Origin of the sequence: Paenibacillus assamensis DSM 18201, from assembly GCF_000422445.1 — a bacterium.
In the GTDB taxonomy this organism is placed as follows: Bacteria; Bacillota; Bacilli; order Paenibacillales; family Paenibacillaceae; genus Paenibacillus_B; species Paenibacillus_B assamensis.
Genome location: NZ_KE383837.1, coordinates 600,768 through 613,999 on the forward strand (window position 1 = coordinate 600,768; position 13,232 = coordinate 613,999).

Annotated in this window: 12 protein-coding genes; all 12 read right to left on the minus strand. The window is 45.8% G+C overall.

Annotated elements, in window-relative coordinates; translation table 11 throughout:
* Positions 1–3 precede the first annotated feature (3 nt).
* Positions 4–972, minus strand: a complete 969-nt coding sequence (locus tag H580_RS0117110; RefSeq protein WP_028595865.1) for a PhoH family protein — start codon at positions 970–972, stop codon at positions 4–6.
* A gap of 38 nt (positions 973–1,010) precedes the next feature.
* Positions 1,011–2,198, minus strand: coding sequence for a sporulation protein YqfD (gene yqfD, locus H580_RS0117115; protein ID WP_028595866.1), 1,188 nt, complete (start codon positions 2,196–2,198; stop codon positions 1,011–1,013).
* Positions 2,195–2,491, minus strand: coding sequence for a sporulation protein YqfC (yqfC, locus tag H580_RS0117120; protein ID WP_028595867.1), 297 nt, complete (start codon positions 2,489–2,491; stop codon positions 2,195–2,197). Before yqfC ends, yqfD begins: the two co-directional genes overlap by 4 nt.
* Positions 2,492–2,628: 137 nt before the next feature.
* Entirely contained in the window at positions 2,629–3,150 is a 522-nt protein-coding gene (locus H580_RS0117125; protein ID WP_028595868.1) for a hypothetical protein, read from the minus strand.
* Between the two features lie 10 nt (positions 3,151–3,160).
* On the minus strand, positions 3,161–4,156 hold the full coding sequence (gene floA / locus H580_RS0117130; RefSeq protein ID WP_028595869.1) for a flotillin-like protein FloA: 996 nt from the start codon (positions 4,154–4,156) through the stop codon (positions 3,161–3,163).
* A gap of 59 nt (positions 4,157–4,215) precedes the next feature.
* Positions 4,216–5,568 carry an NfeD family protein gene (locus H580_RS0117135; RefSeq protein WP_051217552.1) on the minus strand — a complete coding sequence of 451 codons (1,353 nt, stop codon included), beginning with the start codon at positions 5,566–5,568 and terminating at the stop codon, positions 4,216–4,218.
* A gap of 290 nt (positions 5,569–5,858) precedes the next feature.
* Complete coding sequence (locus tag H580_RS0117140) at positions 5,859–6,302, minus strand: GatB/YqeY domain-containing protein (RefSeq protein ID WP_028595871.1); 444 nt, start codon at positions 6,300–6,302, stop codon at positions 5,859–5,861.
* Between the two features lie 15 nt (positions 6,303–6,317).
* Positions 6,318–6,491, minus strand: a complete 174-nt coding sequence (gene rpsU, locus H580_RS0117145) for a 30S ribosomal protein S21 (protein ID WP_005547957.1) — start codon at positions 6,489–6,491, stop codon at positions 6,318–6,320.
* Positions 6,492–6,616: 125 nt separating this feature from the next.
* Complete coding sequence (locus H580_RS0117150) at positions 6,617–6,964, minus strand: histidine triad nucleotide-binding protein (RefSeq protein ID WP_028595872.1); 348 nt, start codon at positions 6,962–6,964, stop codon at positions 6,617–6,619.
* 217 nt (positions 6,965–7,181) lie between these two features.
* Complete coding sequence (locus tag H580_RS24645) at positions 7,182–8,024, minus strand: hypothetical protein (protein ID WP_036605393.1); 843 nt, start codon at positions 8,022–8,024, stop codon at positions 7,182–7,184.
* A 383-nt stretch (positions 8,025–8,407) separates the two neighbouring features.
* Positions 8,408–11,929, minus strand: coding sequence for an AAA family ATPase (locus H580_RS0117160; RefSeq protein WP_028595873.1), 3,522 nt, complete (start codon positions 11,927–11,929; stop codon positions 8,408–8,410).
* Positions 11,926–13,131 carry an exonuclease SbcCD subunit D gene (locus tag H580_RS0117165; RefSeq protein WP_028595874.1) on the minus strand — a complete coding sequence of 402 codons (1,206 nt, stop codon included), beginning with the start codon at positions 13,129–13,131 and terminating at the stop codon, positions 11,926–11,928. The genes H580_RS0117160 and H580_RS0117165 overlap by 4 nt, the downstream gene beginning before the upstream one ends.
* Positions 13,132–13,232: the final 101 nt, after the last annotated feature.

A 13,232-nucleotide genomic window follows, 5' to 3' on the forward strand; every position in this document is an offset into this window, starting at 1 on the left:
TCTCTATCCTTGGTTTTCGCTTTCCTTCTGGTAAGCTACAATAATTTTTTGTACTAAGGAATGACGAACGACATCTTGTTCAGCAAAATGCATAAAGCCAATTTCCTCAATATCTCGAAGCACTTTATACGCTTCGACAAGTCCTGAATGTTTGCCCCTAGGCAAATCAATTTGCGTAACGTCGCCTGTAATGACCATTTTTGAGCCAAACCCAAGGCGCGTCAGGAACATTTTCATCTGTTCAGGAGTCGTATTTTGCGCCTCATCCAAGATGATGAATGCATCATCCAATGTACGCCCACGCATATATGCCAACGGGGCAATTTCGATTAAGCCTCGCTCTAGTGCCTTAGCCACTTGATCAGGGCCCATCACATCATGCAAGGCGTCATACAAAGGACGTAAGTATGGATCTACTTTCTCTTGCAAATCTCCCGGCAAGAAGCCTAGATTCTCTCCTGCTTCCACAGCCGGACGTGTCAAGATAATACGCTTAACTGCTCCTTCCTTCAAAGCAGTAACCGCTAAAACAACAGCAAGGTACGTCTTACCAGTACCCGCAGGTCCAATCCCAAATACAACATCTAACTTCTTAATTAAAGAAACGTAGTGACGTTGACCGATTGTTTTGACACGAATCGGCTTGCCACGATATGTATGAGCCACTTCTCCCTTGAATAAATCCAACAACTCATGGACCTTCCACTGCTCTGCCAATTCAAGCGCGTACATCATATCCCGTTCTGACAACCCAACATTGTTGCGGATAAGTTGGAGCAGCACTTCAAATAACTGCTTAAACTTTTCCACTTCTTCAGAATCACCTGTCAGGACAATCTCTGCTTCACGTGACGATATTTCGACTTCGGTATGGGATTGGATAAGCTTAAAATACTTGTCTTGTGGTCCGAATAATGCAAGACCTTCAGCTGCATTCTCTAATGAAAGTTTCACTGTTTGTTGTTGCGACAAAATCTCAGTCTCCTTGCCTTAGTCATATGATTCAATCTTTATGAAGTGCCGAGAATAGGCTGCTCTTCTGCAATCGATTGTTCTACTTCAAACATAACCTTAAGTTTCACTTTACCATTCTCCGTCTTCTGATGCAAAATCTTTTCCGTTACAACTCGAGCGTTTGGCCCATATTTCGCCATGATATCCGTTCTTGCATGACGCAATCCAATTTGAGCAGCCTCTTGCTGTTCTTGCGCCTCTTCAACAATTTGTACTTCCATTATCTTTTCTTTTACCCATTTAAGCGGCAAAGTTAACATCCCTACACTTACATCATTGAATTCGGTCTTCACTTCGTAATGAGAAAATGGAACTTGACCATAACCACTTACTTGTAAGCGTCGTTCCCCCAATTGTACATAAGACTTTTCTACACTTTGTCCAGTCATTACTTTTTGCTTGCTTACAAGAGGTGACTGTATCGAATATTCATACCAAACGAGGCCTCGTATGCTGCCTTTGGCAACAACGGTTAATGGAGACTCCGAAGATCCCAGAGCGCCACTAATAAGGACCTGACCCTTTTTCACACGATCATTCGGTTTTACGATTGCTTTGCCTTCTTCAGCTATAATGCTTGTAATGACAGCATCTGTACTTGCTACGATATTGCGCGGATTATTCAGCTTTCTCGATTTTGGCACAGTGGATTCTACAATATGAATAACAATTTTGGTACCTTGCCTTGTCACCCCAACCCAGGATGAAGAAGACAGCTTTGCATGCAGCGCTTTTGACAGCTCTTCTGTCTCTTTAAGCCTAAATGTCCACTGAAATGGATATATGCCCTCCTCATGCGCTGCTGCAAGCACTTGCTCGGTTGAGATCGATTCGTTCCCCTTTACTTCTATCGTCCATACAAGAGATGACAGCATGTACAGTCCTAGCAAAAATAAAAAAGCACCGGTTACAAAAAAAGAACGTCGACGTACTTGTCCTATAGAAAATGGAAGCCCATGACGCGCCAATACATGAACACGGCAGCCTGTCTTTTTTAAAAACGGACGTAACCGAAAAAAGTCAGGCACTATAATAAAGAGGCTCACCTGATGATCCTCTGTGCGCCTCACATCCCATATCGCTATCCGCTTTGCTAAAAGGTGATTAAGCAGTTGTTCAGTATGCTGTCCTCGAATTTGAATTTTGACATATCCACGTATTTTACCCATTAACGGTGGTTTCATGGCTTTGCGTCCTCCATTCCGTGAACCTTCACTTCAGTTATGTAGCCCTCGATACATATTTCCTCTGTCCATATTCCTCGAATGACAAGCTCACTTCCCGTCACTTCCAATTCCCCTTTTGCGAGCGACAATCTCATATTTTCATTGGAAAAATGAACGATTCCACGATGATTCTCTACGAACAGCTTGCGATTGCCTATTAAGGATACACGGGGCACATCAGATACGATATCCTGCGGCAAATCAAACAAATGCGCCGTCCACTGATTCAACTTGCGCATGATACGGCTCATACGTGCGAGGCCCCCTTCCTGTACTTTACAACTTATGCTCCAGCAGCAATGAATATGAAAATTAGCAGCAGGATGCCAATACAAAAAAAGTCCCAGCCCGTTCCAAACAGGAACATTGACTGGGACTACTTTTGTATTTATCGATTGCGGAACGGACGTTTCGCTCGAGGCGGACCTAATATTTCAGCCCATATTACACCTTGACGCGCCTGTTCAGCTAATGTTTGATTGGAGTCAGCCTTACTACGCTGTTGCTGCCCTCCATGAACATTCCGCGAGTAAATAGGTGAAGAAGCTTCTCTAGCTGCCGCGGTTTGAGTACGATAGCTTGTATCGGCCAATCTTGATGATGGATAACCAAATGTACTCTCTTCTCGATCATTGCTATAATCTGTCGAGAATACAGGAGTAGTACGCACATCCTCTAGTCGAGACTGTTGACGCTCATACTCTTCCTCATCTTCTTCATAATCATCATAGCTACCCTTATCATGATCATGATTAGATTGGTTCTGGCTAGCCGTAGTTTGGGCATCACCACCAAAGTTTGGCATACCAGTGGCTGACTTCTTTTTATTGCCCACTAGTGAAAGTAAGAAGCCCACAACCGCAACGACTACAAAAATATTTGAAGCAATAAAATCAAATAATTTGTCCATGGCTTATCGCCTAGCTTTCTGAACTGTGGTCGGTACGCCCTGCGTCTGAGTTCTTACCAATCGAGCCGCGCATTTGCGTATCCGCCTCAATATTTTGAAGGTTCATGTAATCCATAACACCCAACTTGCCGCTCTTAAGCGCTTCAGCCATTGCCAATGGAACTTGAGACTCAGACTCAACAACACGCGCGCGCATCTCTACGACGCGAGCCTTCATCTCTTGTTCTTGTGCAACCGCCATCGCACGACGCTCTTCTGCCTTCGCTTGAGCGATACGCTTATCAGCCTCTGCTTGCTCGGTTTGAAGGTGTGCACCGATATTTTTACCTACATCAACATCAGCAACATCAATCGATAAGATTTCAAACGCTGTACCCGCATCCAATCCTTTGCCAAGTACTGTGCGAGAAATCAAATCTGGGTTTTCCAATACGTCTTTATGCGTACCACTAGAACCTACTGTTGTAACAATACCTTCACCTACACGAGCGATGATCGTTTCTTCACCTGCACCACCAACGAGACGCTCAATGTTAGCACGCACCGTTACACGAGCACGAACTTTCACTTCAATACCGTCTTTCGCCATAGCTGCAACGATCGGCGTCTCGATAACACGAGGGTTAACACTCATTTGTACAGCTTGCAGTACGTCGCGACCCGCAAGGTCGATAGCTGCTGCACGCTCAAATTCCAAGCTAATGTTTGCACGTTGTGCAGCAATTAGCGCATTAACAACTCGGTCTACATTACCACCCGCTAAATAGTGACTTTCCAACTGGTTAATGGACAGTCCCAATCCAGCTTTAGTCGCCTTGATCATTGGGTTAACGATACGGCTCGGAGTAACACGACGTAGACGCATAGCCACCAACGTAATAATGCTAATTTTCACACCGGATGCGATAGCAGAAATCCAGAGCATCACTGGGAAGAAACTGAGGAATACACTGACCGCAATAATAATGACTGCGATCGTAAGCAAAAAGCTAATATTCAATTCCATAAAAGCACAACCTCCGATTCAATTTTCTATATAGGCAGGTTTACAATAAACCGCGACCCCTAGTCATCTGCGTGTTCGCGCACTACGACACGAACTCCTTCTACATGAATCACCTTTACGCGCTTGCCAGCGCTAATAAATCCACCATCTGTAACGACATCAACTTTGCGCTCGTTGAACGATGCGGTACCAGATGGTCGAAGCGTAGTTAATGCAACACCAATTTCTCCAATAAGCTCTGATGCATTTCGTGCAGACACAAAGCCCTCTTCCGTTGTCAATTGCTCACGAAGAATGAATCGGTTCCATACTCCACGATGCTTAAATATACGTGCAATGATGACAACGACAACAGTAGCTGCAATAAATGCAATTCCCAACGATAACAGTGCATCAGATGTGTCATATGCAGCTCGCACCACACTTGTAATAAGACTGGCAGAACCTAGTATTCCCAATATGCCAAAGCTAGGTACAAACAATTCTAATACAAGCAGCACAAGCCCCAGAATAAAGAGGACAAACGCCTCCATACCAGCTAATCCAGCGACATAAGCGCCAAAGAAATATAGACCGAAACTAAGTACACCTAAAATACCTGGCACACCGAATCCTGGCACAATCAGTTCAATGGCAATACCTGCAATACCAATGAACAGTAGTACCGTAGCGACAATTGGATTCATTAGGAATGAAGCAATCTTCTCCGAAGCAGCTACCTCGATTGTGAGCACAAGCGGATTGCTGCGCTTCATTTGAGTGAGCAATTCTTGAAGGGAGGAGGCTTCATAATCTGCATAACCAACTTTAATTGCTTCTTTCGTATCCAAGGCAAGCACTTCTCCCGCCTTCTTGGTACGGTTCAGCTCAGGAAGTTTTATTTCATTTTTCACATCGACCATTGCAACTGCATAAGTTCCATCACGGCCATTCGCCTCAGCGGCACCCTTCATCATGCTCGACCAGGCAGCGACCAGTTTAGGATTATCAACCAATTCGGCATTCATATCCACAATTGCAGCTGAGCCAATCATGCTCGTAGGTGTCATTGCAATCTGATCCGCGCTGAGTGCTATATAACTACCAGCAGAAGCTGCTTTACCATTTACATAAACGACGGTTGGGATCGGACTCTCCGCTATGAGAAGCCCCAATGCTTCAGCACTGTCCAACCTTCCACCAGGTGTGTTCATGTCAAACACGATAAGCTCCGCTTTTGATTGCTTCGCCTCTTCAATCGCCCGGCGCACGTATGACTCCATAACTGGATCTACAGCACCCTCTAGATTTATGACGGCAACTACTCCATCATTCACAGTCCCAGGAACAGGTTCAGCATAGGCTGGTTGTACACCAACACTGCTCATTACCCCTAGCAGGCCTGTCAACACAAAAACAGTAAGCGTCGTCATAATAAGCCATCTTTTTAACGTTACAGAACGTGAATTCAATCCACTACCCCCTTCTTTGTTTAGTATATCAATTGTTCTTACTTTCTTGATTCCATATATGCGGTAATACGTAATTCCATCAATTACGTTTCAATAATCTAACAAAGCCATCAGGCCCAACAACGTTCAACTGCAAAGCAGAACATAAAAATGATCCAAGTGCAACCAACTATTACGCAAAAAGAAGGCATAATAAAAACACTCCTTGAAACAAGGAGTGTTTTTGAAGTCGATCAGTTATAAAGATTCGCTTATTGCAGATGCTGTTGAACAATTGAATTGACAAGTTTACCGTCGGAACGTCCTTTGACCTTTGGCATTAGGGCAGCCATAAGCTTACCCATGTCTGCTTTCGAAGTAGCACCGGTCTCTTGGATGGTCTCTCGTACAATGGCTTTAATTTCTTCTTCAGAAAGCTGTGCTGGAAGGTATTCCAACAAAATGTCAAGCTCTAGTTTCAAGTTATCTACAAGGTCGAATCGGTTAGCTTTCTCGAACTCATGGAGGGCATCTTTCCGCTGTTTGATTTCACGACCTAGAATTTCAAGCACTTCATCGTCATTCAAAGTTCGTTTCGATTCTATCTCAATATTCTGGATTGCCGAACGAACCATGCGGATGGTGGAGAGTTTGAACTTGTCTTTACTCTTCATCGCTTGCTTCATATCTTCGCTCAATCGTAGGCTTAGATCCATTGGTGCTATATCCTCCTAAAACTTTCTCTTGCGAGCAGCCTCGGACTTCTTCTTACGCTTGACGCTTGGCTTCTCATAGTGCTTACGCTTTTTAACTTCAGCCAATACGCCATCTTTTGCGATGGAGCGCTTAAAGCGACGAAGTGCAGCATCGATCGTCTCGTTTTTGCGAACTTTCGTTTCAGACACCAGTTATCCCTCCCTCCGACCAGACCGTCCAAGAACAAATCACGGTTCATCAAATTACATTATATGTGATGGTGAAATACAGTGTCAACCTTGCACTTGCGAACTGTAAATAATTACTGAAATCACTATCTAGAACCAACAATATCTCCTAGCGGTTCGCCACCTAATAGATGGTAGTGAATATGGAACACAATCTGTCCGCTGTCTTTGTTGCAGTTGTTAACTAAACGATAGCCTGACTGCGCCACACCCAGATCTTTTGCGATTTGTTGTGCCGCTTCATGGATATCTCCTAACAACGCATAATCTTCTTTTTGCAGATCATTCATTGTCGGAATGTGTTTCTTAGGAATAATTACAATATGTACAGGCGCTTTAGGCTGGATGTCATGAAAAGCAACCACTCGTTCTGTTTCGTATACTTTTTTAGAAGGCAGCGTACCTTCGATTATTTTGCAAAAAATGCAATCCATCCTAATTCCTCCTAGAAATATATTCACCTATACAGCCCATGTTACTTCAGCGTTATCTTATGCAGTACGAATGAACCTAGACTATACAATTATCATATCGAAAAATGCATCGCACGTCCAATTTTCAATCCATTCTCTTAGTTACCCTATGCATCTTTATAAAAAATGAAAGCACCCCACAGCCACAGCATAGAGGTGCTTGAATCATGGATTTACTTTAGAGAAGAGCTAAAGCTGCTAGCGTTGCAAGAGGCAAAATGATCGGATTGTAGCCATATCCATAGTAATACGGGTTGTAGGGATAGTAGCCACCATAGTATGGATAATAGGGCGGGCGTGGCCGGGGATAGTACCCTCCGTGATATCCATAGCCTCCACCATGGTACCCAGGGCCACCGCCTCCAAAACCATGGTGCGAAGCCAATCCGCGGTAACATGATTCACAATAATAAGGTGTTGAATATGCCGAATAGTCCTGTGACATCGTGTATGGATACGACGTCATTTGCTCACTATACTGACTATTTCCTCCACCTGTAGACGTTGGGGATAAATGTACATACGTATCATCAACGTGAGTAATTACACCTTGATAAACTTGATTCTCACTTGTTTTTAGTTGGACATGGTGATGCATATATTTTTTACACATGTCTTTCATATTTTCACCATTAACAGCCAATCCACCATATTCATCATTTGGCTTCCATGCATTTTCTCCCATGGACTGTTGTACAACAGACCCTTGCGGCATAGCTGGATATGGTTGTTGATTAGGCAGCACAGCCTGTTGTGTAATTGGCTGCATATTGGGCATCGGCTGTATGTTAGGAATCGATTGCATCGCAGCCTGCATATTCGGCATTGGCATTGGTGGGAAGTTAGGCATGGACTGCATCATAGGCTGCATATTTGGTACCGACTGCATAGGAGCCATATTAGGCTGTGTATATTGTGGTACATACGAAGCGCCAAAGTTAGGCGCATTGTTTCCATCAAATCGATTTTCCTCTTGAGCACCTTGTCGTTCAATCTGGTTACCTTGCTTGTTATTTTCCATAAGAACCTCCTCATTGACTAGCACAATCATGTAATGCTCCATGATATTCGCCTACGCCCAAGGAGGTGAGCAAATTACCTTAAGAACAAGTAAATATTTATAATATAGATACAAATTCAAGTTCACTTGAATGTATTGCACAACAAAAAGACACCCCCTCCTGCAGTTGCAGGCTGCGCATAAACGCTGTAAACATGTTGTTTCTACAAATGAAGGCGGACTTAACATACATGTGTATTGTAGAAACAACAAGTTTACCGAGGTGCCATCCAAAGTAAAAATGTCGGTAACTGTATTATAACAGTCGGTAGAAACGGTTACTGTGATTTGCTTCACAAAAGATCAGATCAGCAACTTCCATTTTCCGAATTAAACAAAAACGTTCACAACGTCTCTAGTCCAATTTGCGAACCTCTGCCCGCCTGTTCAGCTGGCGTCACTACAAGCTTGCGCGGCAAACGCGCTCGAAGTTCAGGCACATGGCTAATGACTCCTACAGAAAGCTTATCATGATGCAGTTTCTCCAACGCAGTAATTACGGTATCCAGCAATTCTGGATCCAGCGTACCGAAGCCTTCATCAAGGAAGAAAAATTGCAATGGATACATGCCACGAAGTTGAATTTGAGCAGATAGTGCAAGCGCCAAGGCAAGGGATGTCAAGAATGTTTCGCCACCCGATAATGTTGACACAGGTCTTCGAATTCCGCCGTTCAGATCATCCCGGATAACAAATCCTCCACCTGAATCAACTTCCAACGCATATCTCTGCTTCGTTAACAGCTTCAATCGTTCAGAGGCAGCACGACTAACTTGCATTAGCTGCTCCTCGGCAACGAACTCAACAAATGCATTGCCACGGAATACACTTTGAAGCTGCTGCAAACGACTATGTCGTTCGCGACCGCCGCTCATATTTTCCTCTAACTCCATCCACCGTGCATGCTTAGCACGCAGCTGTTCCACATCACGCTCCGTCTTCACACGCAAAGCGAAAGCTGCTTCATCACGCTCCGCTGCCAACTGCCATTGCTGCACGCATGAAGACCATTCTTCATCACCGATCTCTCGGCCTTGAAGCTGCTCTACAATTCGGTTCATACGAATTTGAATCGTACGCTGCTCTTCTTCATAAGCCGCATATTCATCAGCAAGCTGTTGACGTTCTATCTCTTCTAATCGGCAACCAACAACCTCATCTTGGTTCGCAAATCCAGATTGCTCTAGCCTTTGATGAAGCTGCTGCTGCGTATCACGAAGTCGAACCTCTGCGCTGTTCGTGAACTGCTGTGATAAGGCTAGCTGCTGCGCCGCTTCTGCCTCACGGCGTCTTGCTGTCTCAGCATGCTGCTGTGTTTGTTCTTCGCGCTGACGAATAGCAAACAGCTGCTGCTCATTGGAATGAAGTTGTGTTGGAATTGGACCAAACTCCAACCAAGGAGCGAGTCTAGCATCGTACTCTGCCTTTATGCGCAATAAGCCCTGTTTGGCTGTTTCACTTTGTACAACTACAAGCTCAGCCTCACGATGCAGCATCTGCTGCTGCTTCAGCTGCCCTTCCATCTCCTCAATATAGGCTACGCTTTTCTCGTAACGCTGACGGCTATCTTCAAGCTCACGGTCCGCTTCTTGACGTGCCTGCCATTGCACTTCTAGCGATTGAGGTTCCCATTCAGGATAAAGCTCCTGCCAAGACTGGCGCTTGTCCTTTAGCACTTGATCTGCTGCAGTATGCTGTACGGTTACTTCTTGATAAGCTTGCTGTGAAGTATTCAGATTCGATACCGCCTGCTGCAAATTCCACAACAGCTCATCAATGGAACGAAGTATGCTGTCTTTTTCTTGTGTCAGAGTATCAATTCCAGCAACCGCCTGACCGACACATTTCTTCATGTCCGATAGTTCATCTAAACGAGTGCTATTCGCCTGCTCTGACTGCATGTCTCTAACATGCGACACTTCATCAGCTAGAAGAGGTTCCGATAGTTCGTTCACCGCCATTCCCTCAAACATGAGCTTAGCCTGTATAGCAGCCGCCCCTTCTGCTTCTGCGACGGAGGACGGCAACCAAGATGCGGCACGCTTATTCGCATCTGCTAGACGATCACGGAGATCTGTGCGCAATGAATAACAACGCTCAAGCGCACTTTCCACCGATATAGTTGTTGTCCGCAATTCCTCTAGCCAGCGCTCATAGTTCTCAGCTTGTTTTTCCGCCTCAAGATATGCCTGCTGCTGCTCTGAATAATTATGAGTCACTACGGCATGTTCCTTCGATCCACATACAGGACAAGACTCTCCGGCTTGCAATGTCTCCGCCAATTCAGCAGCCAATGCCGCCTTTGAAGCATTCCGCACTTCAACTCGTGCCTGCTCCAACTCGATGCGCACCTGTATCGTGCATTGTTCGGTCCACTGCTTCGCTGTCATCAACTCGCGCTGCACTTCACCTACAGATGTCAGCCAAGTTGGTAATCGCTCGCTCCAGGCAACCATATGCTCCATCTGCTCTCGCAGCACTGCATTCGCACGTTCAAGCTGCTTGTTAGCCTGTTCCATTTGGCTGCCCAACTCAACTCTACGACGTTCTGCCTCTGTTAACGTCGTCTTCGCAAGACGAGCTTCTTGCATGCGCTCTCTAAGCGCAGATGGACAATCAAGCTCACGCATCCGTTGTTTTAACTCACCCTGCCGCACAGCAGCTCGCTGCAAAAGTTGACTGACACGAGTCATTTCCACTTGCGCCTGGGCAGCCTTATCGGCAGACGTCTGCCCCTTTGCCTCATGTTCTGTCAGCTCAATAGTCAATTGCTCCAACTCTTGATTAACTTGTGCAGCCTGTTTTAATTGATCAATCCGCTGATGAAGCTCAGGCTCTTGCTGTTCACGCTGAGACTTAGCTTCGTTCCATGCTTGCTCTGCTGTTTGTCGTACTGCTTGCTCGGTTTTAGCCAGCACTTCAGCATTTCGGAGCACCTCTATACTGCGGTTATGTTCCGATTGCGCTCTCGCCATTTCATGAATAGAAGGCATGACTTGCTCAGCCTCCAGCGCACGCTGCAAACGCTGCTGCTGTTGCTGCATCCGCTCAGATTGCTGTGCGCCCTGCTTACGGCGTTCTTCCAGCTGATCACGCTCAGCTTGCATTTTACGAAGCTCATTCCAAGCTTGATACCGTTCTTCTGTTTGCTGTCGTTCAGCCTTAGCTGTCTCTGCCGCCTGTGCCGCCTCTGTCATGACTGCTTCTGCCGCTTCCAAGGCGGAAGCAGATGCATCACCCAGCCCTTGCTGTTCTGCCAAGCTGGTACGTATTTCACTCTCCGTTTCCTTGAGTGATCGTGACAATTTACCTGCCAGCACATCGCCATACCGTTCCAAAGAAAATAAACGCTGGAGCATTTGGCGGCGCTCACTGCCCTTAAGCGAGAGGAATTCAGCAAACTTGCCCTGTGGGAGTACAACCGCACGAGTAAAGTCATCCATTTTTAATCCGATATGCTCCTCAACGAGTCGGGTAACATCAGCAAGCTTGTCCGCTAACACAACATCGCCTTCTGGGGTAATCTCTACAAATCGGCTAACGGAATTGCTTATACTTATTTCATTAGCGCGCTTAAATCTACGTTCCACACGAAATGTCTTCGTCTCCTCCGCATTACTCAACTGGAACGCAAAAGAAACCATCAATTGTTTCTCAGCTTGGTTCATAATGCCTTGTGTCCCATTTGTCGCCCGCTCCACCTTGCCATACAACGCAAGTGTTATCGCATCTAAAACCGTCGACTTCCCGCTGCCTGTTGGACCAAAAATGCCGAATAAGCCACTTTCACACAACGTTTCAAAATCAATAACTTGTTCTTCCCGATAGCTCTGGAGACCACTCAGTTTTAACGTTAATGGCTTCATCCAGCAGTCTCCTCCTCTACAGGTTCTTCTTCGCCAATCAGTTCAAGGAACAGATCGACTAGCGCATCATCAGGAGCTGCGCCGCCCGTTTGCCGCTCATAGAATCGTCTGAACAACTCATGAACAGGCATAGCTGAACGCTGACCTTCCTCAATAGCAATTGCCTCCATCTCCGGATAAATAGGACGAATATGCACAATACCACCATGGGCACGGCGAATATGCTGTATTTGTTCCATCGTTAATGCTTCTGTTAAATGGACACTTACGTCCAGCCATGCTTCCGCATCACGGCCTTCGTCAAGCCAACTGCACAGCTCCGCATATCCACCTTTCGCCGTCCACGTAGACAACACTTTCCCCGATGATAAATACTTTTCTTCAGGTGTAATAACAGCGCCTGGAGCAGCATCGAATACAGTAACTGACTTCGTCTGACCCGCCTCTGAGAAGCTGTAGGCAATGGGAGATCCACTGTAACGAATAACCCCTTTTCCTTTAACCATCTGTGGTCGATGAAGATGCCCTAATGCAACATATTGTGCTTGCAGCAACTCCTCCCCAAGCAATGGATAAAAGGCATCAGGATGTACCGTATATGCGCCTCCAACTTGAATCGGACGTTCCGACTCCGTTTCTTTGCCGCCGAGTACATACAAATGACTCATCATCAAATTTACCGTATCTGACCGAAAAGCTGCTGTCTGCCTTGCAAACAATTGGGCCACCTTGTCGCTATAAGCGGAGCGAATAGCCTCTTCCTCATTGTTGTGCGTAAGCAATTGCTTCAATCTCGCTTCTGACGGATAAGGAAGTGCGGCAATAATCGCTTCTTCGTTCGTACGCGCGAGCTGAATACGCACCGCCTGCTCAGAGGGCTGACCAATGAGCGTTATTCCTTGACGCCGCAGGAGTGAAGATGCCGCAGCTAATCGATCAGGATGATCATGGTTGCCCGATATAATCACGATGGAGCGTCTGCCTTGGTCAGACAAACGTTCCATCGATTCATAGAACAATTGCTCCGCTGCCGCCGGAGGATTGACGGTATCGTATACATCCCCAGCCAATAAAATAATGTCGATCTTTTCTTCATCGGCGATCTGTACAAGCTCATCTACAAAAGCCTCTTGCTCCTCCATTCTACTGCGTCCTTCAAGCGTCCGGCCAAAATGCCAATCCGCCGTATGCAACACCCGCATATCCATCCTCCTCTCCCTTTTACTACTCGCTAAGCTTGTCTATCTATCATCTATTCGTTTACACATCGTCAGCACTTCAAATTGCTCTGATTGCTTTTCGC